The organism is Corynebacterium stationis, assembly GCF_001941345.1.
Taxonomy (GTDB): domain Bacteria; phylum Actinomycetota; class Actinomycetes; order Mycobacteriales; family Mycobacteriaceae; genus Corynebacterium; species Corynebacterium stationis.
This window is the reverse complement of the sequence record NZ_CP009251.1, coordinates 1-24,597: the sequence shown is the minus strand read 5'-3', so window position 1 is coordinate 24,597 and position 24,597 is coordinate 1. Positions and strand designations below refer to the sequence as shown.

Below are 24,597 nucleotides of genomic sequence, written 5' to 3'. Positions count from 1 at the left end.
AGCTACTCTTCCTCGGGTGCGAAATGTGAGTTAGCGAAGGCAACCGCGGCAGCAATGTCATCATCGCTCGTACCCCACGCCTTCTGAACAACTTCACCCCAAGCCTCGGATGCGCACTTAGCGTATTCCTTGGCTTCATCGGTGCTTTCCCAAGCCACTGGATCAAACGCCTCGCCAGAGAGGTACTTCCCCAGCATTTGGAGGGTGAGATCCCATCCCACCGCCACACCAATGGTGCCGCCTGGACCGTATGCCGCGACCATCTCATCAAGAATCGTCGCCGGAGTGGAATGCTCCAATTCAATGGTTGTGTGCTCATCCTCCGGGGTAAGTCGCAATTCCAGTTCGGTTGTCATTCCTGGCCCTAATGCCCACGTCGTCTTGAGCGTAATTGGCGCTTCAAACTGAAGTTTCTCTCCGGCCACATTGTCTTTGACTTGAAAACTACCGCCTTGGTGGAATTCACCCTCAACTTCGCTAAACCATTGCGCTAGTTGTTCCTTATCAGTGCACGCCTTCCATGCATCGGTCACCGATGCTTCATAGCTCCTGCGCAGCAGAACCGACTTTCCTTCACCATCCGCAACCGACGCATTTCCAAGCGCACGATGGGTTTTCTTCAAATCTTGATTCTCAGACATTTCACTCAACTTTAGGGTTAGGGTTTTGGTAGCTGGCTATATTCTTCATCAGTGACTGGGTCGAGCCATTCATTGCTCACTCCTTCGCCTGGAGTGAGGAATGCGAGGTGACTAAACCAGGAATCTGCTTTCGCTCCATGCCAGTGTTTCAGGCCGGCCGGGATGCGGATGGCCCTGCCCGGCTCCAAAATGATGGGCTCCTCCCCTTCTGCTTGGTACCACCCGGAGCCGGCGGTACATAGCAGAACCTGATCGCCTGCGCCATTTTCACCGTGATGGATGTGCCAATTATTGCGGCAGCCTGGTTCGAAGGTGATATTGGCGACGGGGACGGTGCCATCGACAAGCGGAGCTCTATAGGCTTGGCCGATAAAATACTCGGCAAGTTCTTCGAGCTTCCCGCCGGTTTCAAAAACTTGTTCAAAATTGCCATTAACCATAAAGGCTCTTTAGCCACGCCACGGCAGTAGATGATCACTTCCCAACCTAGGCCGGTAGCACCTTGATTAACAAGGGTTTTGGGAAATCTTGGGTTGACACTTGTCCGAGGTGATTACGCCTAAAGACTTTTATAGGTTTCACGTGAAACTACGATCGCTCGATGAAGTGCGCATTTAATCATGGACAGACTGATATTTTTTTCCGTATGCTCGCGGCCAAGGAAAATCACTGCCTTGGCAGCTGCCGGGGTACCTCAAATCTCAAAAAGGATTCGTCTATGTACAACCCTGATATCAGCGTCAAAACCTACATTGTAATTTCCCTGGTCTTTGCAGCGCTATTTGCAGCTTCCGTCGTAGCCATCGGCAGCCCGGTATTCAACTGGATCTTCGGAATGATCGCTATCGCAACTGCACTCATGGCTATTGCCCAAAGCTGGCTCGACCACAGGGCTTCGAGAGCGTAGCAGCAGGAAATGCGAAAGGCTTGGTAGATTTTCTCTACCAAGCCTTTTACTTGTGGAGCATAGGAGAATCGAACTCCTGACCTCCTGCTTGCAAAGCAGGTGCTCTACCAATTGAGCTAATGCCCCAAGCTTTCGCTAGCCAAGTATGTTACTCTTCGCACGCAAGTGACGCAAACGGGCGTTTACCTGCAGGTGGCAGGTAGAAGAAATTACTTGGAATCATCTTCCTTGATACGTTTTAAGATGCGCTGACCAATAGTATGAATTTGTTGCACTTGGGACTTTGTCAGCGGATCAAAAAGGACTTTTTGGACTTGCTCAACATGGCCAGGGGCGGTGGCGACAACTTTGCCGTAGCCGGCATCGGTAAGCGTGGCGACGGTATAGCGCCCATCATCCGGATCTGCGCTGCGGGTGACCCAACCTTTCTTCTCCAACTTGGCAATAACCTGCGAGAGCCGGGAAAGTGAACCGTTCGCGGTTGACGCCAGATCACTCATTCGCAGCGAGCGGTTTTCCGCCTCTGACAAACGTGCCAGCGCGGTGTACCCAAAGTGGCTCAGCCCAGCATTTTGAGTCAGTTGATGATCCAACGAGCGATCTACCTCAATGATCAACGCCATGAGGGTATAGAAAGCATCCTTTTGCTCATCATTTAGCCAACGCGTTTGCGGTTCAGCACCCTTCCCCGCTCGATCATCCATGCGATTCATGAACCTGAGTTTAGCAGAAAAAGGCCGCTTTACAATCCAGATTTGCAGGTAGTTGTTAAATATCGCTTTACATCTAAAGCGATACATGCTAAATTTTGGTTAAACCTTTAAGTAATTGCTAGGAGAGATAATGTCCGTCCTTCCCGATCCTCGTACTCAAGTCCGTCCCGCTGGTGCGTTGGATGACCTGCGCGCTTTTGCCATCCCTCGTGCGCATGAGCATCGACATTGGGAGCCCAGCGATGGACCGTTGCCGGCACTTTTCGTCAGCCACGGCGCACCACCCACCTTGGATGATGCCGAATGGTTGGGATACCTCTACAAATGGTCACAGTCTTTGCCAAAGCCCCACGCTGTCGTCATCATTTCAGCACACTGGGAAAATGCTCCGGTAGCAATTTCTGCATCGGAAGCCGGCACCCCGTTGTACTACGACTTTGGTGGCTTCCACCCGCGCTACTACACCTTGAAATATGAAACTCCCGATGCCACCGAGTTGGCCAAGCGTGTAGCCGGACTGTTGGGCTACTCCCCTGTTCACCAATTCACCGACCGCGGCCTAGACCACGGCGCATTCATCCCAATGATGGCGATGTACCCTGCCGGTGACGTGCCAGTAATCCAAGTATCCATGCCCTCAATGAACCCATCCGACCTACAGGAGCTGGGCAATAAGCTGCGCAGCCTGCGTGAAGAAGGCATCCTGGTCATTGGCTCTGGCTATATGACTCACAGCTTCGCGGTGATGCGCGATCCTTCGCTACAACCGCACGTGCAGGCCTTTGATGACTGGGCAGGTGAAACTATCGCGCGTGGCGATGTCGACTCACTGCGCGATTACCTTAACAAGGGCCCGGGCGCGCGTATCGCGCACCCGACTGCAGACCACTTCGTACCACTGCTATTAACCATGGGTGCAGCTAATGACCCCACCACCGCGCGCACCGTCTTTAACCGCGTGGGATTGGGCAACCACATTCGCTCTATCGAGGTCTACTAAGAATAAAAGAACAAAGGGTGGGTACCGGTCTTTCTTGATCGGCATCCACCCTTCGACATCGTAAAGCGTGTGCGTCTATACGCGTGCCGGCTTTGCTTCTGCCGCCGCAAGTGCCTCACGCATCAATTGCGCAGCTTGCGATGGAGTTTTCCCAACACGCACGCCAGCGGCCTCGAGTGCACGCTTCTTACCTTCCGCGGTTCCGGAGGAGCCGGAGACGATAGCGCCAGCATGGCCCATGGTCTTTCCTTCTGGCGCGGTAAATCCGGCGATGTACGCAACGACTGGCTTGGTCACATACTCCGCGATGTAGTTGGCTGCGTACTCCTCAGCATCGCCGCCGATCTCGCCAATCATCATGATTGCCTTGGTGTCAGGATCCCGCTGGAATTGTTCAATCGCAGCAATGTGAGTGGTACCAATGATTGGATCACCGCCGATACCAACGCAGGTGGAAAATCCGATGTCAGACAGCTCGTACATCATTTGATAGGTCAACGTGCCGGATTTGGATACCAGGCCGATGGAACCTGGCTCTGGCGCAGTCTCCGCCGGGATAATTCCCGCATTAGACTGACCTGGAGTGATAAGCCCTGGGCAGTTCGGGCCAATGATGCGGGTGTTGGACTCCTTAGCCAGCGCAAAGAATTCGGCGGTGTCCTTCACTGGAACACCTTCCGTAATTACAACAGCAAGTGGAATGTGGGCGTAGATAGCCTCTTCCACAGCAGACTTGGTGAACTTGGCAGGAACAAAGATGACGGTGACGTTGGCGCCAGTTGCCTGAATTGCTTCGCGCACAGTACCGAAGACCGGGATATTTTCACGGGTTTCAAAAGATATGGTCTCCCCCGCCTTTTTGGGGTTAACGCCGCCAACAATATTGGAACCTGAACCGAGCATGCGCTGGGTGTGCTTCATGCCCTCGGAACCGGTCATGCCCTGAACGATAATCTTGGAATCAGAGTCGAGAAAAATAGCCATGAGAAATTGTCGTCCTTTAAGTCTTTAGGCGTTGACGGTTATGGCGGAATCAGCAAGTTCAGCTGCGGTGCGGGCGGCTTCGTCCATGGTCCCAACCTGCTGAAGCTTCGGCAGGTTGGCCTCTTCCAAAATAGAACGGCCCAGTTCAGCATTGTTGCCGTCAAGGCGCACAACCAGTGGCTTCGGCTCAATACCTTCGGATTCCAGGATGCGGAATGCCTGAACGATGCCCTTAGCAACCTCATCGCAGGCGGTGATGCCGCCGAAGACGTTGACAAAGACGGACTTGACCTGCGCGTCGCCCAAGATCACCTCAAGACCATCGGCCATGACTTCCGCATTTGCACCGCCCCCGATGTCGAGGAAGTTTGCTGGCTTGGGCTGACTCGCAAGACCCTCACCGGCATAAGCAACAACATCCAGCGTGGACATCACAAGACCTGCACCATTGCCGATAACACCGACGGAGCCGTCAAGCTTGACGTAGTTTAGACCCATCTTCTGAGCCTTCAGCTCTAGAGGGTCCTGCGCACTGTGGTCTTGCAGTTCGGCATGGTCTGGGTGGCGGAAGGCAGCGTTTTCATCCAAAGACACCTTGCCGTCAAGCGCGACCATGTCCCCTGAACTGGTCTTGACCAACGGATTGACCTCTACCAAGGTTGCGTCTTCTTCCACGTAGGTGTCATAAAGCTTCTTGAAGACGGGAATCAGACTGACGGTTTCTGCTTCGCTAAAACCTGCTTCGGTCGCAATGTCACGCGCCAAGGTGGTAGTCATGCCATCCAGCGGGGAGAAGCTGCGGCGCACCAGTGCTTCTGGACGTTCCACGGCGAGGGTTTCAATTTCCACGCCGCCTTCCTTGGACAACATCACCAGGTAGCGGCGCTTGGTGCGGTCTAAGAGAATGGAAAAATAGTACTCTTCCGCGATGTCTGCACCCTCGGCAACCATCACGCGACGAACTGTGTGACCCTTGATCTTCAAGCCCAGGATCGCATCAGCAGCTTCTGCTGCTTCGGACGGACTCTTGGCTAATTTCACGCCACCGGCCTTACCCCGTCCACCTACTTTCACTTGGGCTTTTACGACCACGACGCCTGCGCCCAGCTTCTGTGCTGCCTCTTCTGCCTGCGTAGGCGAGGTAGCGGTGATGCCACGAAGTACAGGTACGTCATGCTTTTCAAACAAGTCACGAGCTTGGTACTCGTAAAGGTCCACAGTGAGACTCCATTCTCGTCAGTCATGGGAGTTTAACCAAAATCACAGTGTATTAGAGATTGCGTCACAGTATCTACACTTTGGCCAAAAAGATAGCAGGGATTGCGAAGAACATTTCACACACTTTGCAGCAATCGAACGCCGCGGACTTAGGCCTATAAATCTGCTGGGAGTGCAGTTGCGCTAGCCGACACATCGCCCATGCTGCTACTTCGCCAACTTGGCGCGATATACCCCCAAATTCCTCCCCCTATATTGGAAACTAACCCCTTCTAGCGCAGTTATACTTTGGCCATGTCAGGAATTTCTGCAAAGCGGGTACGCACCCGCCACTTTTTTAAAGCAAAAGCCGCCAGCACCCCGATCTCTGCGCTGACCAGCTACGATGCTTTGTCAGCAAGCATTTTTGATGAGGCAGGCATCGATATGCTGCTCGTCGGCGACTCCGCCGCCAACGTGGTCTTAGGTCGTGACACCACTTTGTCCATCACCGTGGATGAAATGATTGTCCTGGCCAAGGCGGTTACCCTTGCAGCCCGGCGCGCTCTAGTGGTCGTTGACCTGCCCTTTGGCAGCTACGAGGCTTCCCCGCAGCAGGCTGTGGCAACGTCGGTGCAGATCATGAAAGAAACCGGTGCGCACGCGGTCAAGATCGAAGGAGGCGTGGAGCGCGCTGACACCATTCGCGCGATTGTCGATGCCGGCGTTCCCGTCTGCGGCCACATCGGGTTCACCCCACAATCCGAGCACGCTCTGGGCGGCCCGGTTATTCAAGGCCGCGGTTCGGGTGCGGATAAGCTCACCCGCGATGCCCGCGCCGTGGAGGCCGCTGGTGCTTTCGCCGTCGTGCTGGAGATGGTACCAGCCCAGATCGCAGCGGAGGTACCCGCGAAATTTCCATCGCCACGATCGGAATTGGCGCAGGTCCCGACACCGATGGCCAGATTCTGGTCTGGCAGGATGCTTTCGGCCTTAACCGCGGCAAGACGGCCCGTTTCGTACGCAAGTATGCCGATTTAGGCACATCACTTCTCGATGCCGCCCGCACCTACGCCGACGACGTTTCCGCCCGCAGCTTCCCCGCAGCGGAGGAATCCTACGAATGAGACTGATTAAGACCAAAGCAGAGCTTATCGATGCCCTCTCTTCAGTCCACGAAAACATCGCTTTGGTGCCCACGATGGGCGCACTGCACGAAGGCCACCTAAGCCTGGTCAGTGCTGCACGCACCGACCTAGCCAATAGGGACTCGAAAAATACATCGGATGATGACGTGGTTGTGGCGAGTATTTTTGTAAATCCGCTGCAATTTGCCGACCTTGGAGACTGCGATGATTACCGCAACTACCCTCGGACACTCGAGGCCGATGCGAAGCTTTTGGAATCTGCCGGCGTGGACATCATCTTCGCACCCGATGTAGAGGAGATGTATACACAGGGCACACCGGAAATATGGGTACGCACGGGCGAGATGGGTGCACAGCTGGAAGGCGCCAGCCGCCCCGGGCACTTTGATGGGGTCGCCACCGTGGTGGCAAAGCTGTTTAGCCTCGTCCGGCCGCACCGCGCCTACTTCGGGCAAAAGGACGCCCAGCAACTGGCAGTCATTAGGCGCATGGTCAACGATCTGGACCTGCGCGTTGATATCCGCGCGGTGCCCATTATTCGTGGCGCGGATGGCCTTGCCGAATCCAGCCGCAACCAGCACCTCAGCGCCGCTGATCGGCAAAATGCCTTGGCTTTACCCACAGCACTCACCGCACTGCGCGAACGCCGCATAGATCTCGAGCAAGCTCGCGCCGAGCTTTCCAACTCCCCTGGCGTGGAGCTGGACTATCTCGAAGTTGTCAGCCCTAAGACGCTCAAACCGATTGCGTGGCCTCCAACCGCTCCTGCTCTAGCACTGGGCGCTATCTCCGTCGGTGACACCCGTCTGATAGACAACATGGACATCTAATATATTTCGTCTTAATGCACGAAGTCCTCGCGTTTTTCTGTGGCGGGGCTTTGTTGCGCTCACCTCCTAGCGCGCTTGACTCCGCCGGAGATGAACCAGCCGGCCAAGAGGATCACGAACCAGATTGGGGTGACCATCAAAGCGGACCGAGTGTCATTTTCAAAGGTCAGTACAACGACCATAAACGCGAAGAAAGCGAGAACAACCCAGCACATAAACGCCCCACCTGGGACCTTGAAGTTGGATGCTGCATGGCGTTCTGGGAACTTGCGGCGGAAGACAAGGTACGCTGCGAGGATCAGGCTCCACACCACCATGAACAGCACAGAAGACACGGTGGTAATCAGCGTAAAGGCGTCAATGACGCTGGCGCCGGCGTACAAGATTGCCAGGCTCGGGACCAGGCACGCTACTGAGAACAGCAGGCCGCGGGCTGGAACTTGGTTACGGGACAAGATGCCCCAACGCTTAGGTGCTTGGCCTTCGCGCGCCAGACCAAAGAGCATGCGTGAGGTGGAGAAAATACCACTGTTCGCCGACGATGCGGCAGAGGTAAGCACCACGAAGTTAATGATGGCTGCTGCCGCCGGCAATCCAGCCAGGGCAAACATCTGCACAAATGGGCTGGAGTCACTGTGGACCTTGTCCCATGGGGTAACCATCATGATGACCGCAAGAGCCAGGATGTAGAACACGACGATACGAATAGGAATCGAGTTAATCGCGCGAGGAAGATTCTTTTCTGGGTCTTTGGTTTCTGCGGCAGCGGTACCGGCGAGCTCCACGCCGACGAAGGCGAAGATAGCAATCTGGAATCCGGCGAGGAAGCCCGTGATTCCGTTCGGGAAGAAGCCGCCATGGTCGATCAGATTTGAAACCGCGGCGATATCCCCATCTGGGGACTGGAAGCGCGAAATAACCATCACCGCGCCGACGAGGATGAGCGCGGTAATAGCCACCAGCTTGATGATTGCGAACCAAAATTCCAACTCACCAAAGAGGCGGACTGCCACGAGATTTAACCCGAGCAGTAATAAAATCGTCAATGCTCCAGGTATCCACAGCGCGATACCTGGCCACCAGTATTGGGTGTAGCCGGTAATAGCCACGACATCAGCCATACCTGTGACAATCCAGCAGAACCAGTAGGTCCAGCCGCATACGAAACCAGCGGTAGGCCCGAGGATGTCCGAGACGGCATCACGCAATGACTTGTAGTTGAGGTTCGAGAGCAAAAGCTCACCCATCGCCCGCATGACGAAGAAGAGCATAAAACCGATGATGCCATACACCAAGATTACGGAAGGACCAGCAAGGGAGATGGTTTTGCCCGATCCCATAAATAGTCCGGTGCCGATAGCACCGCCAATGGCAATCAACTGGATATGTCGGTTGCTAAGACCGCGTTGGAGATGGTCTGACTCCACGTGAGAGTCGAGTTCTACTCCTGTATTTTTAACCTGTGAATGCCCGGGATCATAAGATGCCATAATCTACCTGTCTTGCTAATGGGAAAGTAGGAGCTTAAATGGTAGAGCGTCACTGCGCGCTCTCGCACGTACCTACTATTTGATAGAAAAACTACCACTAGCTCTCCAACCCCTTTGTGGAGACACTAGGCTTCGCGTGTTCGGAGATAAGAGTGCCGTCAAGACACCTTGGAATTAATGGCGGGAAAGACAAAATCAGCGAGCAAAGGCGCAAGCACAACATCAGGCTGATCCGGCGATACCCAGGATAGTTCCGCAATCTCAGCAGCCATTTGCGGTTCAATTGTATCGCCGTCGTAAGTAAACACCGTGGCAACCACTGTGTGTTTTGCTTCATTGGCAGCGGGGGCCTCAAAGACCCCTATCTGGGTTAGCTGCTTAGCTTCTAAACCGATACCAATTTCTTCCTTAACTTCGCGAATCGCTGTGTCCAAAGCGCTCTCCCCCAGCTCTGGTTTGCCACCTGGAAACATGAATTTCTCCGTCCCGCGCTTGCGCACGGTTAAAACTTTGTCATTTACGTCGCGAAAAACAACCGCGCTGACATGAATCAGAGGCTCAATCATGGCTTTGAGGTTACGCTCCTTCTGGAATTTCTACGACACCCGCATAACCTCCAGTGGCCAGCGGCGACGAGCATGCGGCGGATGCTTTTCAAAGGGATAACCCAGTGAAACATCGATGTGGCTTATTCCATCCACGCGCGTTTCCGCCGGAATGTGTAGGTGACCGTGGATGGCCAACTGCGCATGGTATTTCACCGCCCAATCCCTAGTCGCCGTGGTCCCGCACCACAAAGCAATATCCGGCTCCCGCAACCGATGCGTCGGTTCCACCACCAGCGGCCAGTGGTTGATCAAAATGGTTTGCCCGCGCACTGTATTCAGTCGGTCTTCGGAGTATTCAACCCGCTCGGCGCACCACTTTTCGATGTCTACGTAAGGCGCGATCGCAAGCTCATCGTCAAGCTTTATCTTTGCTCTCGCCACTGCCTGCTTTGCTGTCAGCCCCAGCGGGCGAAAACTGTAGTCATAGAGCGTAAACAGCGGGCAGATGGTTACATTCCCGAATACCGGGTACGGATCTTCCGGGGTCACCACGCCAATCGCGCGTAGCTCCCCCACCAGGGCGCGGTAGCGCGCCTTGCCGCGGATGCGTTCTGTCGAACGGTTAAACAGCTCATGATTGCCCGGCACCCAAATCACCTTGGCGAAACGCTTGGTCAACGGTTTTAACGCCTGCACAACCTGCGGGATGCGTTCGGCGACATCGCCAGCCACGATCAACCAATCACCGGGATCGCGGGGAGCCAGCCTATCAACAGCCGCCTGATTCTCCTCGAAGGTAACGTGCAGATCGCTTACTGCCCACAACGTGCGTGCCATAAATTGAGGTTATCGCCGCGCGCGGTTCGCACCAAACGTGTAAGTTCCGGCAAGCGGAGGGGTTACGGTCCCGCAGTCGTGCGATTGGCTGGCTCGGCAGCGGCAACCGATTCATCCTCACGTTCTTCCACCGCAGCTGGATTCAATGCGAATTCCATCCACTGTGCCGAGCGCGCAATCAAGAATCGCACTTTTCCTTCGACCAGGTCTTCTTCTTACAAGACCTCGGCACGGTAGTAATCGACAGGTACCCGATGCCTCCTGCCCCCGCTAAGCCCTGCTCCAAGACCTCGCGGCCGCGGTACCGATTACTGCAATCTCCATGCCCAAATGCTGATTCGGACACATTCCAGCTTAGGCTCGTCCAGATAAGCAGCGCTGCGGTAGGAGTCATAAGAAAGCGCGAATCTATCCTCCTTCCCCAGCCTTGGCGTATTCAACCGAATCCACTCACCAGGCTCTTGCTGGAACCGGTACTGGCGTGGGTGTTCCGAAATTCTTTGAAATCAAGCGTCAGATTAAAGGCGAGCTCAACTTCGAATAAGACTGAAGCCACTCAACGTCCCATAGCTGTCGATCAAAGCTTGGATCAATGTCAGTTTCCACTAGGCACCCGGCTATAGCTCTGGCAGTTAAATCTCGCATTACTGTGACGCTACTAAAGAAGATGACTTTACAGTCTTCTTCTTAGTTCAGTTCCGGATCGGCAAGAGGAATAACCTCACGAACCTCGACCGGTTGCGAGGTCTCCACCAAAATTGATGCTTGCCTTGCGATGAGCGTGCACACATCCGGTGCGCCATGGAACCTTCCTTCAATAACCGCGATTTCAACGGCTTCATCGGTTTCTTCCGCCACCGCGCGAGTTCCAAAACAGCTCTTCGAACCTGCGGAAAGAATACGCGGATGGTGTTGTCATCGACAAGCTCATAGCGGTGCCTATCAACGGCTCGTTCCTGCGAAAGATCATTTCGTGGTGTGTCTAAGCCCGTAGCTGGAGACAAAGCTGAGGGCATCTCCCTCAAGACCCTGATCAGTTAAAAACTGGCGTTAGCCTAAAAAGGTCGCAGAAACCACGAAAGGCTTGGTAGAAAATCTACCAAGCCTTTAAACTGTGGAGCATAGGAGAATCGAACTCCTGACCTCCTGCTTGCAAAGCAGGTGCTCTACCAATTGAGCTAATGCCCCATCGTTCCGTTGGTGGGCCTAGCAAGAATCGAACTTGCGACCTCATCGTTATCAGCGATGCGCTCTAACCGACTGAGCTATAGGCCCTTAAGCGGAACGAGTAGTAACTATACAAGCGGGTTCGAAGAAGAACAAATCGCCAGCTTAAACAAGGTTTTTAACCTCGATTTAAGATTGCAGTTTTCGCTGGTTGCTCAAAGATTGGATGCAAGGAGACATCGACAAGCTCGAAGGCCCCACATCGCACATAAATGCTGATGTGGGGCCTTCGAGCTTCAAGGTCTAAACAGGTTTAACTATTTGGACTTCGTGGACTTGTTAGCGTCCTGCAGGCCAAGATCTAGCCCACCGAAAAGATCGACGATGGAGTTGTAGATAACTGCCAACAGCGGCGCCAAAATGGTGTTGAAAATGGCCACCACCACGCCGATCAGCGCGCAGATGGCGAAGACCATGCCGAAAGTAATCTTCTGCGATCCACCGACATCGAAGATGAGAGAATTCATTGACTCCCAAATCCCGAACTGGCTCATGCCAAAGTACAGCAGCACTACTGCTATCAACCAGGCCACTAGACCCACTAGTGACATGGCCAAACCGACGCGAAACGCCGATAGCGGTGTGATTCGCTTCAGCGAAACATTTCGTCGTGCCATAGGAATTACTCCTTGTTGTCGGAATCGTTGTCCTGGTCACCTGGCTTACTAGGGTCAAGTTCCTGTCGAGCATCCTCCACAGTCTTTTCGCCCTTAGCTACAGCCAGTGCTTCTTCTTCCCCATCATCTTCCACGTTGCGGTCGATGACAAGCAACTCAACATCATCGCTCAGGTTCACCAAACGCACGCCCATGGTTGCGCGCGAGGATGGACGAATCTCATTGACCTCAGTGCGGATAACGCCGCCAGCAGAGGTAATAGCGAAGATTTCATCATCTTCCATCACGGTAATCGCACCGATCAGCTTGCCGCGCTTTGGCGTGTACTTAAAGGTCATCACGCCCAAGCCACCGCGGCCTTGTGGAGCGTATTCCTCGATAGCGGTGCGCTTACCGTAGCCGCCGGAGGTAGCCACCAACAGGTAGCCGCCTTCCTGGACGACAGACAGGCTCAGCAGCTGGTCATCGCCGCGGAAACGCATGCCCTTAACGCCGGCAGTTGCACGGCCCATTGGGCGCAGCTGCTCATCATCGGCAGTAAAGCGAATGGCTTGGCCTTGCTCAGAGGTCAGCAAGATATCGTCACCATCAGAAACCAGCTGCGCACCGATCAAAGAGTCACCCTCATTGAGGTTGATCGCAATCAGACCAGCAGAACGTGCGGATTCATAATCAGTCAGACGGGACTTCTTCACGCGCCCCTGCTTGGTTGCTAGAACAAGGTAAGGCGCATCCTCATAGGACTGAATCTGAATGACCTGGGCGATCTTTTCTTCCGGCTGGAATTCCAGCAGGTTCGCCACGTGCTGGCCACGCGCGGTGCGCGATGCCTCTGGCAACTCATAGGCCTTGAGGCGGTAGACGCGACCGAAGTTGGTAAAGAACAAGATCCAATCGTGGGTGGAGCAGATGAAGAAGTTCTTGACGATATCGTCTTGCTTCAACTCCGCGCCACGCACGCCCTTGCCACCGCGCTTTTGCGCCTTGTAGGAATCAACCTTGGTGCGCTTGGCGTAGCCGGTAGCGGTGATGGTGACAACTACGTTTTCGCGGGCAATTAGGTCTTCGTCGGTTACGTCGCCGGTTGCAGCAACAATCTGGGTGCGGCGTTCATCGCCATACTTTTCGACGATTTCCTGCAGTTCATCATGCACGATCGCACGCTGACGCTCAGGCTTGGCCAGAATGTCCTTGTAGTCAGCGATCTCAAGCTCGATCTCTGCCAACTCATCAACGATCTTTTGACGCTCCAGAGCAGCCAAGCGACGCAGCTGCATGGCCAAGATGGCATCGGCCTGGATGGTGTCAACGTCCAACAGGGACATCAAACCTTCGCGGGCTTCATCCACGGTTGGGCTGCGGCGGATCAGCGCGATGACCTCATCGAGCATATCCAGTGCCTTAACCAGACCACGCAGGACGTGTGCGCGCTTTTCAGCCTCATCCAGGCGGTACTGGGTACGGCGAACAATGACCTCGATCTGGTGAGCCACGTAGTAGCGCAGCATCTGATCGATACGCAGGGTGCGTGGCACGCCATCAACGATGGAGAGCATATTCGCGCCGAAGGAAGTTTGCAGCTGGGAGTGCTTGTACAGGTTGTTGAGCACCACGCGCGCTACGGCATCACGCTTGAGCGTAATAACAATGCGCATGCCCACGCGGTCAGAAGATTCATCTTCAATCTTGGAAATACCAGCGATCTTGCCGTTGGCCACGGACTCCGCGATATTGGTGACCAAGTTATCTGGGTTGACCTGGTAAGGCAGCTCCGTAATAACGATGGTCTGGCGTGAGCCCTGCTCTTCAATGGAAGTCACACCGCGCATGCGGATAGAACCACGGCCGGTGGTGTAAGCATCCTTAATGCCGCTATCGCCGACGATCAAGCCGTAAGTTGGGAAGTCTGGACCTTTCACAAACTTCATGCACGCTTCCAGAGATTCTTCTTCGGAAGCTTCTGCGTTTTCTAGCAACCAGAAAATGGCATCAGCCAATTCGTTGAGGTTGTGCGGCGGGATGTTGGTGGCCATACCAACGGCAATACCGCCGGAACCATTCATCAACAGGTTAGGAATACGCGATGGCAGAATATCTGGCTCTTGGGTCTTACCATCGTAGTTTGGTGAGAAGTCCACGGTGTTTTCGCGAATATCGCGGACCATTTCCATCGCCAAAGGCGTCATACGGCACTCGGTATAACGCATTGCTGCCGGGCCGTCATTACCTGGGGAGCCGAAGTTACCCTGGCCATCAATCATTGGGTAACGCATATTCCATGGCTGCGCCAGACGCACCAGCGCGTCATAAATAGCCGAGTCACCGTGTGGGTGGAAATGACCCATGGCATCTGCAACTGGACGCGCAGACTTCACATAGCCGCGCTCAGGACGGTAGCCCGAGTCGTACATCGCATACAAAATGCGACGGTGTACTGGCTTTAGACCGTCGCGTACTTCTGGTAGCGCACGACCAACAATGACAGACATTGCATAGTCGATATAGCTGGTTTCCATTTCCTCATTGATGTCAATGGGGTGGATCTTGTCAAAAAGATCGCCGTTATCATCGCTCATAACGCCCTATTCTAGCCTTTCCGGCCATTTAATGCCCGATCGTGGTATCACGGTGATACCATTTTGGCTATGGCGATGACCCTACGTTTAACTCCCGAACAAGATCACGCATTAACCCTGCTCGCATCCGCGCACGGCACGTCCAAACATGAGGCCGTTGTCCGCGCTATTGCCCTGGCCGCTACGCGAACTGTCCAAGATGCCACCGTGGATGAATTAGCGCGTGAGCACATCAAAGGACACCGTGAATTAGAAGCCGATATCCGCCGTTCTCGTGGGCAGGCTTTGCGATGAGAACAGAACAACTCCTCATTGTCGCCCAACGCTTTTGCGAAACTCACCGCGTGCGGATTGTTAATTATTCAGCGTTGGTAGCAGCCTCCGCTGCAGCGCATGCGCGTATCGATGGCATCGCCATCCACGACAATATCTACCAAGCAGCCGCCAGCTTGAATGATGTATTGACCAAAGTGGAAGCATTAAGCGGGAACAATAAGGAATTCGCCGCGATCTGCGCCAAAATCTACTTAGATTCCCAAGAGATGGCTTAATATCCAGCTACTATGGTCAGCATGTCGAATCTCTCCCAGCTACTGGAACCAGAAACTCGCTCTTTAGTTCTCAAAGATTTATCCCAGTTCGTAGACAAAACCGTTGCAGAGCAATCCGGTATCTCCGGCATGGCTATTAAAGGCGCGGTATCTGCTGCCACCAAGGTCAGCCCTGATTTTATCTCCCGGGGCCTCAACAAAATCTTGCCCGATATGCTGGGTGATTTGGAACCATACTGGTCAGACTTCGAGTCCTCCGATTCCCAGGACTTCGGCGCGTTCTTAGACAAAGATTCCGCGGCTGTTGCCGATGCTCTCATGTCCACCGCCGATCAGCACGCTGAGCGCATCACCATTGCACCGGTTGCTAGAGCATATAAATCCCTGCGCAATAAAGGCGCTTCCATCGTTGAAGGAAAAGTCGCCGATCTAGGCAGCATCCTGCATAAACACATGAATTAAGCGAGAATAGATCCCGTTAATTCATCCCTCACATCCCTTAGGTTTCCTAAAAGGGTTCTGGGTACAGCTCTGCAAGTACGAAATTGTTTGGATCTAATGATTCTGGCAGGTGCTCGCGGAGCTTTTCTGCGTCATAGTCAATGAGGATGCAGCCCAGCCACAACCGCTTAGAGCCATACGGGATGCGGTCGCCAGCCATATCTAGCTCGGACTGCGCTGCCTGCATCCACAATGGTCCGGCATAGTTCGGTTTCTCTGCCACATCTGCCTCAGTCGGGGCTCCACTGTGAACAATCGGATCAGTTGCCTCAACAAAATCGGAGAATAACTCCGGAATAATTCCTGCTTTCTCCGGGGCAGCGAAGAACGCTACGGTGACATAAGTCAAAGGCTTCAAATCCTCCTGACCAGCTGCGATCTCAGACTTCGTTCGCGGCTTGCGCCGTAAATTCATTGCAAAGCTACCTATTAATGTGCCTGGAAACGCCGTTGGTTCACGGATATCTTCGAAGAAGAACTTCTCCCGCAGCTCATCATCATCGACTTTCTCTTCATCAAATTCGACCAAAGCATTGAGCTCGTATAAGTGCCACTGCAGTGGTGAATCCAGCTGGTCATAGACAGCCTGGGTCCGAAGAGACCACAGTTCGAATTCATCATCACTCGGGAGAGGTTTCAGTGAATATGCCAAGATCTTGGCTTCCGCCTGGGCAATACGTTTCTCATACAGCGCATAGGCGTGGTCAAGGTATTCTGGCTTCGCGATGAACCGGGTGGTCAGGATCTCAACGGTCATGCGCCCCAGAATAGAGAAAACACCGTTGAAGCGTATTTTCGCTTCAACGGTGTATCGATAAGCAACTGCTTATTTTAGATATCCAAGAAACGGACATCCTTCGCACGACGGGTAATAAAGGAACGACGTGCCGCGACATCATCACCCATCAAGATGGAGAAGAGCTCGTCGGCGCGCTGTGCATCCTCCAGATCCACGCGGCGCAAAATGCGGTTTGTCGGATCCAGCGTGGTCTCCCACAGCTCGGATGCGTTCATCTCACCCAGACCCTTGTAGCGCTGGATACCGTCATCCTTGTTGATCTTGCGGCCAGCGTTCAGGCCTTCTTCCAGCAACTTGTCACGCTCTGCGTCCGAGTAGGCGTAGCCTGGCTTACCCTTGCCCCACTTGAGCTTGTACAGCGGTGGGTTAGCAAGGTACACGTGGCCCTCTTCGACCAGCTGCGGCATGAAGCGGAAGAGCAAGGTCAGCAACAAGGTAGCGATGTGCTGGCCATCGACATCGGCATCAGCCATCAGCACGATTTTGTTGTAGCGCAGCTTGGAGATATCAAACTCTTCATGGATGCCAGTGCCCAGCGCGGTGATAATGGCCTGGACCTCGGCGTTTTTCAACACCTTATCCATACGAGCCTTCTCCACGTTCAAGATCTTGCCGCGCAGCGGCAAAATAGCCTGGAACATTGAGTCACGGCCACCCTTTGCCGAACCACCCGCGGAGTCACCCTCCACGATGTACAGCTCAGAGATCTTTGGATCCTTAGTACGGCAATCGGCGAGCTTACCTGGCAGACCACCCAAGTCCGTCGCGGACTTGCGGCGTACCAATTCACGCGCCTTACGCGCTGCCACACGCGCCTGCGAGGACGCTACCGCCTTGTTGACGATGGCCTTGGCTTCCGCCGGGTTCGCATCAAACCAGTCATTAAGGTGCTCATTGACCGCGCGCTGCACAAAGCCCTTGATCTCCGAGTTGCCCAGCTTGGTCTTGGTCTGGCCTTCGAACTGCGGATCAGTAACCTTTAGCGAAACAACTGCTGCAAGACCCTCACGGCAGTCATCACCAGTCAAGCTGCCATCTTTTTCGCGCATGAGCTTGTGCTCTTTGGCGTAACGGTTCATCAAAGACGTCAGCGCGGAACGGAAACCTTCTTCGTGCGTACCACCTTCATAAGTGTTGATGGTATTCGCGAAGGTGTGAGTAGATTCCTTGTAGCCCTGGTTCCACTGCATGGCGACCTCTACCTCATGGTCATTGCCCTTAACATCGAAGGCAACCACGGTTGGGTGGATCGCGGACTTGGTCTTGTTGAGGTACTTAACGTAATCAACCAGGCCATCTGGATAGTGGTAAGTGACCTTCTTTTGCAGCTTCTTTGATGAATCTTCAGTCTTTGCTGGCGCAGGGGTATCCGCGCCTTCTTCTTCAAAGTCATCAACGTCTTCATCATCAAAAGAAGTGCTGTCGAGCTGCTTTTCGCCGGATTCTGCATCCGCGATAGCTTCAAGATCTAGCTGTTCTTTGGTCACCCGCTCATCAATAAGCTGGATGGTCAGACCCTTATTAAGGAAGGCCATCTCCTGCAGACGACGCGCGATGGTGTCATAGTCATACTCGGTGGTTTCAAAGATCTCTGGATCTGCCCAGAACCGAATCTTGGTACCAGTACCGCGGGCATTGCCGCCTTCTTTGAGTTCTTCCGGAACAGCGTTGTTGAACTCCTGGTACCAGTGCTTACCATCAGTCTTGATTTCTGCTTCCACGCGCGTAGACAGCGCGTTCACCACAGAAATACCAACACCGTGCAGACCACCAGAGATAGCATAAGAGTCCGAGTCGAACTTACCGCCAGCGTGTAGCTGCGTCATTACAACCTGGACCGTCGGCGCACCTGAGGCGTGCATGCCGACGGGGATACCACGGCCATCATCTGTAACTTCCACTCCGCCGTCTGCCATGAGGCGAACAATGACTTTGGAGGCATGGCCCGCCATGGCCTCATCGACCGAGTTGTCAACGACCTCCCAGATCAGGTGGTGCAAACCACGAGGACCGGTGGAGCCGATATACATACCTGGACGCTTACGGACGGCCTCTAAGCCCTCCAGGATCGTAATAGACCCAGCGTTATATTCCGGTTGGGTAGCCACGAAACCGTGTACTCCTTTATTCCAAATTTATACGGTGGCAAAGGCGCCATCATAGAAATCAATAATGCGATAAACCCTTAAAACTAAGGGTGAACTAAACAAGGCAGCTGAACTTAGCGTCTATGTAGTTCTAAGACTTTATCCATTCTACACTGTGTCCCCCTACCTAGGCAGACTCCACTTCGCCCAAACGCTAAAATATGCGTTAATTTTTACCTTTGCTGAGCGTCCAACGCCCTCAGCGAAATAAAAGCCGCTGAGAACAAGCAGGTTAACAGGGTTTTAGATCGAGATTGATAATTTAACCGTATGTATCCTTCGAGCCCTGCGGTTTTACCCACATTGGCCCTTCATAGTTCTTATGTTGTTTGGGGCCGGAAATTCTCAGTTGATAAATGACATCGGGGCCCACTTGCTCAGAAATCCGCTGCAAGATCTGCCGTTGTAAATAACGCAGTTGCGTACCCCAATTGGAGTTATCGCAGGCAACATAGATAATGCCATTTTCAATCCGATCAGGATGCGTATGTTGCGCGATTTTCTCACCAACCAGCTTGTGCCAATGGCCAGTAATCCACCCATGAGCCAAATCATGTTCCCAGCCACGCGAAGTCACTTCACGGGCAATATGCGAACCAAGCTTTGGAATATCAACACTACGCCGGCGCCGACGTCCATCTGCTCCGGTTTCCCGACCTTTGCCGCGATAACGGGGGCGCGGAGTCTTTGATAATTCCGCTATATCAAAACCTGGCACCTGGGGGACAGGGATTTCCTGAGGTTTGTCCACCGGCATTTTTGCGACTTTGGACTTAGATACGTGATGCAGCTTCGGCGGATTCGGCGAACGCTTGCGAATATGCTCAAAGGCTTGTTGAACGGGGTCTGTATTAGACATCTTCGTCACCAGCCTTATCCGATTCGCCGTGCTCCTTTTCTTCTATTCTAGGCGCAACAGTATCTTCCTCAGTAGGGCTTTTGTCGGGAGTACGCAAAATCGAGATGCGGCCGCTATCTGTATCTTCTACACCGATCTCGAAGCGCTGCATCGGGATTAAGTTCTCCGGTAGATCCTCATCTACTGCAGCGGTAATAAAGACTTGCTCGACATCGGCAGCAAGCTTGACTAATTTTTCACGGCGCTTGGCATCGAGCTCCGCAAAAACATCATCCAAGATCAAAACTGGATCAGAATCTTCGGAACGCAGCAGTTGAAACTCTGCAAAGCGCAAAGAAATGGCATAGGACCAGGTCTCACCGTGGCTCGCAAAACCTTTCGCCGGCGCCGTGCCTAGGTGTAATTCCACATCATCGCGATGCGGGCCGACCAAAGAGATACCGCGCTCGATCTCGCGGTGACGTTTAGCTCCCAGCTCTGCGAGCATGACTGCTTCTAAGACTTCTCGATCAGTGAAATCGACGGTGGATTTATACGCAATGTGCGCTGGCCGCGATTCTGGCGCTAACCCCTCATATGCTGCAGGGATCAGCTCAGTTAGCTGGTCAATGAGCTCTAGGCGGGCTGCAATGACCTGCGCGCCCAGGCTTGCTAGCTGGGTATCCCACACATCGAGAGTCGATAAGGCCGAAGCACCTTCGGTGTCTCCATACCCCCGACGCATGGCTGACGATGCTGATTTCAACAATGCATTGCGCTGGCGCAAAACCTTGTCATAATCAGCCTTCACCCCAGCTAAACGCGGAGTACGCGTAGCAACAATGTCATCGAGATAGCGGCGACGTTCTGCTGGTTCCCCGCGCACCAGCGCTAAATCTTCCGGCGAGAAAAGAACAGTTTTTACAACACCTAATAATTCGCGCGGAGTTTTGCACCGGGTGCGATTGATCTGCGCCTGGTTAGCGGCATGCGGTTTGATCAATAAATGCGCTGTGAGCTCGCGGCCTTGGTTGACCGCGGTAGCTGATACGCGAGCACTAGAAGTGCCTTGTCTTACCAGCGGTGCGTCTTGGCTAACGCGGTGCGAGCTTAAGTGCGCAACATAGCCTAAGGCCTCAACGATATTGGTTTTTCCAAAACCGTTACGGCCAACAAATAACACTATGCCGGGATTCAGATCGAGGTTTAACTCCGACCACGATCTAAAATCACGCAGGTCAAGCTCACGAATATACATCTAGTGCGTAGTTTAACCAGGTAAACGTACTGGCATCAAAAGGTAAGTGAAGAAGGTATCCGGAGTTGGGAAATTACCATCTTCATCTGCTTCTGGCAGTTCTTCTGGCTCAGGGATCATAATTGCTGGACGTGATGGCTCAGTAAATCCGAAAACGACGCGATCCGTTGGAATTACAGCGAGGCCGTCTTTGAGGAAGCCCGGGTTGAAAGCAATGAGTAATTCATCGCGACCAGTAAAAGCACAAGGAATGGTTTCCTCGGCATTACCGGTATCGGTGGCACCTGCAGCTAGCTGTACTTCGCCTTCGCTAAAGAGCATGCGGATCTGGGCGTTACGATCAGTTAGCAAGGAGACACGGCGAATAGCCTCTTGCAGTGGTCCGATCTCAACCGATGCCATCGCGGTGTGCGACTTAGGCAGAAGGTGAGAAACGGTTGGGAAATCGGCATCGAGCATACGCGTTGTGGTCTCGCGGTTATCTGCGTGCAAACCGAATAGACCATCAGCTGCAATGCTGTCACCAGTACCAACAGCGATTTCAATGGGATCAGTGATGTGCGAATCCAAAGAACGCGCAGTTTCCTGCAGCGTTTTCGCTGGTACCAACAACTGAGTTTTTACTTCTTCAGCAGTTGGTTCCCATTCCAAAGTACGCACTGCCAGACGGAAACGGTCCGTTGCCGTCAAAGTTACTTCTTTGCCTTCGATAGCCATGCTGATACCCGTAAGCATCGGCAGCGTGTCATCTTTACCAGCGGCAGCCGCAACCTGGGAGACAGCTTCTGAGAAAAGCTGTGGTTGAACTTTACCTGTAACCTCAGGCAAGACCGGCAACTGTGGGTAATCTTCCAAAGAAATAGTCGGCAGCTCAAAACGCGAAGAACCACACTGGATCAAAACCTTGGTGTCTTCTTGACGGATATCAACCGGCTTATTCGGCATAGCCGCAACGATGTCAGACATAAGTTTGCCTGCTACAGCAACACGTCCTGGTTCTTCGATCTCAGCGGCGATTCGAACACGAGTCGAAACTTCGTAGTCGAATCCGGCGATCTCTAAGCCATTGTCATCTGCGGTGAAAATCATTGCTCGCAGTACTGGCTGCGCGGCCTTCGTCGGTAGGTTTCGGGCAACCCATCCAACTGCATGGCTGAGGTCATCTTTAGCCACACGAAAAGACACGGCGTTGGTCGTTAGGGTTTCCATGTGCGTCTTTACTCTCCTTGACTCACTTTCGATGCGTCGTGCCCAGTGTTCACACTGTTGTCATTCAACGCACGCCGACTAGGTCGTTTCTGGTCATTTCTGCTAGTTACCTGGTGATGAACAACAAGTTGTAGTTACCAACAGCGCAGCGAAATACCTGAATCTTCCCGGTTTCAAAAATTCTTGGGATCTAGCAACTTACAAAAATTGCTTTCTTGCAACTGCTTCTAACTTAACCGGTCGCGGCGCTTTGGCGCTACTCGCTTGAAGTTTTTGTAATTCGCGAAATCGACGCTTCCTGGCGGCGGGTGCTCGAACTTCCACACAGGCCCCCTTTCTTCTAGCTGATCTAGAAATAAAGTTAGTAGTAGTAATAACCGTTGTGAATCCTGTGGGTAAGCACAAGAAAACGGAGGTCGGCGGGTAGATCGATCGTGTGTGATCACATGTGATCAAGCTGTGGATAGATCGGGGCAATTGTGGATAACTCGAATTACACGGAAGTTATCCACAGGAGGGCCAAAGTTATCCACTGAGATCGCACAGCGGTGATCACAGCAGGTCGGAGGTTTTTTTGAGCTTGTGAAAATCGATCTTGTGAGCAAGCTCATTAAATTACAACAATGGAATTACACAAGTGTGAATAACCTTGTGGATAACTTTTTGCCTGCTAAGAGCACTAAAACCACCAAACCCGCCTAACCAAGAGAAATAATCTTGGCTAAGCGGGCAGAAGATCGGGGTTAGCTTCGGGCGCGTCCCTTAATGCGTTGAGTAAGGACCTGGATCTCGTCGTAGGTCTCACGCTTTTCTGTCATTTCTTTTCGGATCTTGCGCTCGGCGTACATAACAGTGGTGTGGTCTTTGCCGCCGAATTGCTCACCAAGTTTCGGTAGCGAAAGATCTGTCAGTTCACGGCAGAGATACATCGCCAGCTGTCGGGCATGAGCAATATCGCGCTTTTTACCAGATCCGGTCAAAGTTGAGACATCGATATCGAAGTACTCTGCGGTGACTTCAATAATCGTATTTGGCGTGATTTGTTCAGCCGCAGAATCTGGTGCCAGGTCGCGCAGCGCAACTTCTGCCATTTGAATGTTGATCGGTTCATTGACCAAAGAGGAATAAGCGGAGACACGGATCAGCGCGCCTTCAAGCTCACGAATAGAAGTTTCAAAGCGCGAGGCGATGAGTTCCAAGACCGCTCGATCAACGGTGGTGCCATCGGCAGACGCCTTCTTCATCAAAATGGCAATACGAGTTTCCAGATCTGGCGGCTGAATATCTGTAATCAGTCCGCCTTCAAAGCGGGTTCGCAACCGGTCTTCCAGAGTGGTCAACTGCTTCGGCGGGCGGTCCGAGGACAAAATAATCTGCTTATTGGCTTGGTGCAGAGCATTGAAGGTATGGAAGAACTCTTCCTGGGTTGATTCTTTACCTTCTAAGAACTGAATATCATCAACCATCAAAATATCGAGGTTGCGGTAACGGCGCTTGAAAGATTCCTGCCTATCATCACGCAAAGAGTTGATGTAGTCATTAGTAAATTCTTCCGAAGATACATATTTCACGCGCAGACCCTTGTGCAACAGCTGCGCGTAATTACCCGCTGCATGCAACAAGTGGGTTTTGCCCAGGCCGGAGCCGCCCCAAATAAACAGAGGGTTATAAGCACGGGCTGGGTTTTCTGCTACGGCTACCGCGGCACCGTTAGCAAAACGATTCGAGGATCCAATAACGAAGTTATCGAAGGTGTGCTTCGGATTCAACGATTGTTCGCGATTGGGATCATGTGCCGGGCGCTCACGGGGAATACGCGCTGAGGATGGCGCCTGGAAAGAAGTCTGGTGCGACTGCTGACTTTGATAAATATCAGCTAGATCATCCAGGTTTGCTGCGGAATGACTAGTCTGCCAAGACTGTTGCGATCCAAAAGAGCCAGACGATGGATCCTCAGTCATGTCATGACGGTTGCTCGCAAGGTCATTAAAGCGGGGATTCTGCTCCCGCTGATCGTGATGGGTTTGCTGAGTCTGCTGCGTTTGCGGTGGTTGTTGCCCCAAATTAGTTGAGGTGGGCCACGCCGCAGAATCTGGAGAGCGGAAGTTGTGCTCTTGCTGACTGTAATTCTGGTTGAGGTTTTGATCGGGGGCTGGCTCGTATGCAGAAGGCTGAACTTCCTGAAAGTTCTGGTTGGTGACATCGACCTGGTTTAAACGCGGGCGTTGTTCTTCTACATCAAACTGTCCCATTTGTGGCGCAGGCTGTGTCTGAGACTGCGCAACTTCTTGTGGGGGTGCCACAGTAACCGCAATAGAACAAGGGCGTCCCATCTGGCGGGATAGTCCGGCGGCGATATGGGTAGAAAGCTCTGCTTCGACGATGTCTCGGCCATTTTGATCCGGGGTCGCCAATAGTGCATAGCCATCATTGATCATGATGGGCTTTAAAAGCTGCAGGTAAATTCGCTGCTGCGCAGTAAAAGTCGGAACTTCCGAGTTGGGTTGTTCCGAGCGCCGAATCAGATCTTCGACGATGGCACGCCACGTGGAATTCAGGGACGATTGTTGGTCAGACAC

The 24,597-nt window shown here is 53.2% G+C and carries 23 protein-coding genes, 3 tRNA genes and 1 pseudogene; 7 read left to right on the top strand and 20 right to left on the bottom strand.

All coding sequences use genetic code 11. The annotated features are described in order from the left end of the window. Positions 1-2: 2 nt before the first annotated feature. Both CSTAT_RS00135 and CSTAT_RS00130 read right to left on the bottom strand, forming a co-directional pair. On the bottom strand, positions 3-641 hold the full coding sequence (locus tag CSTAT_RS00135) for an SRPBCC domain-containing protein (protein WP_075722066.1): 639 nt from the start codon (positions 639-641) through the stop codon (positions 3-5). Positions 642-658: 17 nt separating this feature from the next. Further along, positions 659-1,081, bottom strand: a complete 423-nt coding sequence (locus CSTAT_RS00130; protein WP_075722065.1) for a cupin domain-containing protein — start codon at positions 1,079-1,081, stop codon at positions 659-661. 278 nt (positions 1,082-1,359) lie between these two features. Between CSTAT_RS00130 and CSTAT_RS00125 the strand changes: the two genes are divergently transcribed. Beyond that, on the top strand, positions 1,360-1,548 hold the full coding sequence (locus CSTAT_RS00125; protein ID WP_075722064.1) for a hypothetical protein: 189 nt from the start codon (positions 1,360-1,362) through the stop codon (positions 1,546-1,548). Positions 1,549-1,601: 53 nt separating this feature from the next. On the opposite strand, the gene CSTAT_RS00120 is transcribed toward CSTAT_RS00125, so the two are convergent. Both CSTAT_RS00120 and CSTAT_RS00115 read right to left on the bottom strand, forming a co-directional pair. Further along, a tRNA-Ala gene (locus CSTAT_RS00120) sits at positions 1,602-1,674 on the bottom strand. Positions 1,675-1,757: 83 nt separating this feature from the next. After that, entirely contained in the window at positions 1,758-2,261 is a 504-nt protein-coding gene (locus tag CSTAT_RS00115) for a MarR family winged helix-turn-helix transcriptional regulator (protein ID WP_075722063.1), read from the bottom strand. A gap of 130 nt (positions 2,262-2,391) precedes the next feature. On the opposite strand from CSTAT_RS00115, the gene CSTAT_RS00110 reads away from it, so the two are divergent. Then, positions 2,392-3,261 (top strand): DODA-type extradiol aromatic ring-opening family dioxygenase, encoded by an 870-nt coding sequence (locus tag CSTAT_RS00110; protein WP_075722062.1) that lies wholly within the window; start codon positions 2,392-2,394, stop codon positions 3,259-3,261. Positions 3,262-3,336: 75 nt separating this feature from the next. On the opposite strand, the gene sucD is transcribed toward CSTAT_RS00110, so the two are convergent. Both sucD and sucC read right to left on the bottom strand, forming a co-directional pair. Beyond that, the gene (gene sucD, locus CSTAT_RS00105; RefSeq protein WP_075722061.1) at positions 3,337-4,245 is read right to left on the bottom strand and encodes a succinate--CoA ligase subunit alpha; all 909 of its coding nucleotides are present in this window, start codon (positions 4,243-4,245) and stop codon (positions 3,337-3,339) included. 24 nt (positions 4,246-4,269) lie between these two features. Beyond that, the gene (gene sucC / locus CSTAT_RS00100) at positions 4,270-5,463 is read right to left on the bottom strand and encodes an ADP-forming succinate--CoA ligase subunit beta (protein ID WP_075722060.1); all 1,194 of its coding nucleotides are present in this window, start codon (positions 5,461-5,463) and stop codon (positions 4,270-4,272) included. Positions 5,464-5,757: 294 nt separating this feature from the next. Between sucC and panB the strand changes: the two are divergent. Together panB and panC are read left to right on the top strand one after the other, a co-directional pair. Continuing rightward, positions 5,758-6,569 (top strand): annotated as a pseudogene (gene panB, locus CSTAT_RS00095) (3-methyl-2-oxobutanoate hydroxymethyltransferase). Continuing rightward, on the top strand, positions 6,566-7,420 hold the full coding sequence (panC, locus tag CSTAT_RS00090; protein WP_075722059.1) for a pantoate--beta-alanine ligase: 855 nt from the start codon (positions 6,566-6,568) through the stop codon (positions 7,418-7,420). Before panB ends, panC begins: the two are co-directional and overlap by 4 nt. Positions 7,421-7,479: 59 nt before the next feature. Here the strand turns inward: panC and cycA are convergent, their stop codons facing one another. The 8 genes from cycA to gyrA all read right to left on the bottom strand — a co-directional run bounded on the left by cycA (position 7,480) and on the right by gyrA (position 14,715). Beyond that, positions 7,480-8,910, bottom strand: a complete 1,431-nt coding sequence (cycA, locus tag CSTAT_RS00085; protein WP_075722058.1) for a D-serine/D-alanine/glycine transporter — start codon at positions 8,908-8,910, stop codon at positions 7,480-7,482. A 158-nt stretch (positions 8,911-9,068) separates the two neighbouring features. Beyond that, on the bottom strand, positions 9,069-9,476 hold the full coding sequence (locus tag CSTAT_RS00080; RefSeq protein WP_211273018.1) for an NUDIX hydrolase: 408 nt from the start codon (positions 9,474-9,476) through the stop codon (positions 9,069-9,071). Positions 9,477-9,506: 30 nt separating this feature from the next. Then, entirely contained in the window at positions 9,507-10,295 is a 789-nt protein-coding gene (locus CSTAT_RS00075; RefSeq protein WP_075722057.1) for a metallophosphoesterase family protein, read from the bottom strand. A gap of 687 nt (positions 10,296-10,982) precedes the next feature. Then, positions 10,983-11,153 (bottom strand): hypothetical protein, encoded by a 171-nt coding sequence (locus CSTAT_RS13690; protein WP_231869235.1) that lies wholly within the window; start codon positions 11,151-11,153, stop codon positions 10,983-10,985. A gap of 257 nt (positions 11,154-11,410) precedes the next feature. After that, positions 11,411-11,483: transfer RNA gene (locus CSTAT_RS00065), tRNA-Ala, on the bottom strand. A gap of 10 nt (positions 11,484-11,493) precedes the next feature. After that, positions 11,494-11,570: transfer RNA gene (locus tag CSTAT_RS00060), tRNA-Ile, on the bottom strand. A gap of 209 nt (positions 11,571-11,779) precedes the next feature. Beyond that, a complete protein-coding gene (locus tag CSTAT_RS00055) occupies positions 11,780-12,139 on the bottom strand; it encodes a DUF3566 domain-containing protein (RefSeq protein WP_066791943.1) in 360 nt (119 codons plus the stop codon). A 5-nt stretch (positions 12,140-12,144) separates the two neighbouring features. After that, positions 12,145-14,715, bottom strand: a complete 2,571-nt coding sequence (gyrA, locus tag CSTAT_RS00050; RefSeq protein ID WP_075722055.1) for a DNA gyrase subunit A — start codon at positions 14,713-14,715, stop codon at positions 12,145-12,147. 69 nt (positions 14,716-14,784) lie between these two features. On the opposite strand from gyrA, the gene CSTAT_RS00045 reads away from it, so the two are divergent. The 3 genes from CSTAT_RS00045 to CSTAT_RS00035 are packed head-to-tail and all read left to right on the top strand — an operon-like array spanning position 14,785 to position 15,728. Beyond that, entirely contained in the window at positions 14,785-15,009 is a 225-nt protein-coding gene (locus tag CSTAT_RS00045) for a CopG family transcriptional regulator (RefSeq protein WP_066791940.1), read from the top strand. A gap of 50 nt (positions 15,010-15,059) precedes the next feature. Next, entirely contained in the window at positions 15,060-15,266 is a 207-nt protein-coding gene (locus CSTAT_RS00040) for a cell filamentation protein Fic (protein WP_244892856.1), read from the top strand. A 21-nt stretch (positions 15,267-15,287) separates the two neighbouring features. Next, positions 15,288-15,728, top strand: coding sequence for a DUF6918 family protein (locus CSTAT_RS00035; RefSeq protein ID WP_075723740.1), 441 nt, complete (start codon positions 15,288-15,290; stop codon positions 15,726-15,728). A 46-nt stretch (positions 15,729-15,774) separates the two neighbouring features. Here CSTAT_RS00035 and CSTAT_RS00030 read toward each other — a convergent pair whose 3' ends face one another. The 6 genes from CSTAT_RS00030 to dnaA all read right to left on the bottom strand — a co-directional run bounded on the left by CSTAT_RS00030 (position 15,775) and on the right by dnaA (position 24,597). Next, a complete protein-coding gene (locus CSTAT_RS00030) occupies positions 15,775-16,524 on the bottom strand; it encodes a hypothetical protein (RefSeq protein WP_075722053.1) in 750 nt (249 codons plus the stop codon). 74 nt (positions 16,525-16,598) lie between these two features. Beyond that, positions 16,599-18,674, bottom strand: a complete 2,076-nt coding sequence (gene gyrB / locus CSTAT_RS00025; protein WP_066791932.1) for a DNA topoisomerase (ATP-hydrolyzing) subunit B — start codon at positions 18,672-18,674, stop codon at positions 16,599-16,601. Between the two features lie 301 nt (positions 18,675-18,975). Continuing rightward, the gene (locus CSTAT_RS00020; protein WP_075722052.1) at positions 18,976-19,572 is read right to left on the bottom strand and encodes a DciA family protein; all 597 of its coding nucleotides are present in this window, start codon (positions 19,570-19,572) and stop codon (positions 18,976-18,978) included. Beyond that, positions 19,565-20,809: a DNA replication/repair protein RecF gene (gene recF / locus CSTAT_RS00015; protein ID WP_075722051.1), complete on the bottom strand. Its 1,245-nt coding sequence runs from the start codon at positions 20,807-20,809 to the stop codon at positions 19,565-19,567. Before recF ends, CSTAT_RS00020 begins: the two co-directional genes overlap by 8 nt. A gap of 12 nt (positions 20,810-20,821) precedes the next feature. After that, the gene (gene dnaN, locus CSTAT_RS00010) at positions 20,822-22,018 is read right to left on the bottom strand and encodes a DNA polymerase III subunit beta (protein ID WP_066791926.1); all 1,197 of its coding nucleotides are present in this window, start codon (positions 22,016-22,018) and stop codon (positions 20,822-20,824) included. Between the two features lie 743 nt (positions 22,019-22,761). Beyond that, positions 22,762-24,597: a chromosomal replication initiator protein DnaA gene (gene dnaA, locus CSTAT_RS00005; RefSeq protein ID WP_075722050.1), complete on the bottom strand. Its 1,836-nt coding sequence runs from the start codon at positions 24,595-24,597 to the stop codon at positions 22,762-22,764.

Bases quoted from the DNA above. Each gene is read 5' to 3' on its own strand.
- CSTAT_RS00135 (WP_075722066.1), bottom strand. From the start codon at position 641: ATGTCTGAGAATCAAGATTTGAAGAAAACCCATCGTGCGCTTGGAAAT.
- CSTAT_RS00130 (WP_075722065.1), bottom strand. From the start codon at position 1,081: ATGGTTAATGGCAATTTTGAACAAGTTTTTGAAACCGGCGGGAAGCTC.
- CSTAT_RS00125 (WP_075722064.1), top strand. From the start codon at position 1,360: ATGTACAACCCTGATATCAGCGTCAAAACCTACATTGTAATTTCCCTG.
- CSTAT_RS00115 (WP_075722063.1), bottom strand. From the start codon at position 2,261: ATGAATCGCATGGATGATCGAGCGGGGAAGGGTGCTGAACCGCAAACG.
- CSTAT_RS00110 (WP_075722062.1), top strand. From the start codon at position 2,392: ATGTCCGTCCTTCCCGATCCTCGTACTCAAGTCCGTCCCGCTGGTGCG.
- sucD (WP_075722061.1), bottom strand. From the start codon at position 4,245: ATGGCTATTTTTCTCGACTCTGATTCCAAGATTATCGTTCAGGGCATG.
- panC (WP_075722059.1), top strand. From the start codon at position 6,566: ATGAGACTGATTAAGACCAAAGCAGAGCTTATCGATGCCCTCTCTTCA.
- cycA (WP_075722058.1), bottom strand. From the start codon at position 8,910: ATGGCATCTTATGATCCCGGGCATTCACAGGTTAAAAATACAGGAGTA.
- CSTAT_RS00080 (WP_211273018.1), bottom strand. From the start codon at position 9,476: ATGATTGAGCCTCTGATTCATGTCAGCGCGGTTGTTTTTCGCGACGTA.
- CSTAT_RS00075 (WP_075722057.1), bottom strand. From the start codon at position 10,295: ATGGCACGCACGTTGTGGGCAGTAAGCGATCTGCACGTTACCTTCGAG.
- CSTAT_RS00055 (WP_066791943.1), bottom strand. From the start codon at position 12,139: ATGGCACGACGAAATGTTTCGCTGAAGCGAATCACACCGCTATCGGCG.
- gyrA (WP_075722055.1), bottom strand. From the start codon at position 14,715: ATGAGCGATGATAACGGCGATCTTTTTGACAAGATCCACCCCATTGAC.
- CSTAT_RS00045 (WP_066791940.1), top strand. From the start codon at position 14,785: ATGGCGATGACCCTACGTTTAACTCCCGAACAAGATCACGCATTAACC.
- CSTAT_RS00035 (WP_075723740.1), top strand. From the start codon at position 15,288: ATGTCGAATCTCTCCCAGCTACTGGAACCAGAAACTCGCTCTTTAGTT.
- CSTAT_RS00030 (WP_075722053.1), bottom strand. From the start codon at position 16,524: ATGACCGTTGAGATCCTGACCACCCGGTTCATCGCGAAGCCAGAATAC.
- CSTAT_RS00020 (WP_075722052.1), bottom strand. From the start codon at position 19,572: ATGTCTAATACAGACCCCGTTCAACAAGCCTTTGAGCATATTCGCAAG.
- recF (WP_075722051.1), bottom strand. From the start codon at position 20,809: ATGTATATTCGTGAGCTTGACCTGCGTGATTTTAGATCGTGGTCGGAG.
- dnaN (WP_066791926.1), bottom strand. From the start codon at position 22,018: ATGGAAACCCTAACGACCAACGCCGTGTCTTTTCGTGTGGCTAAAGAT.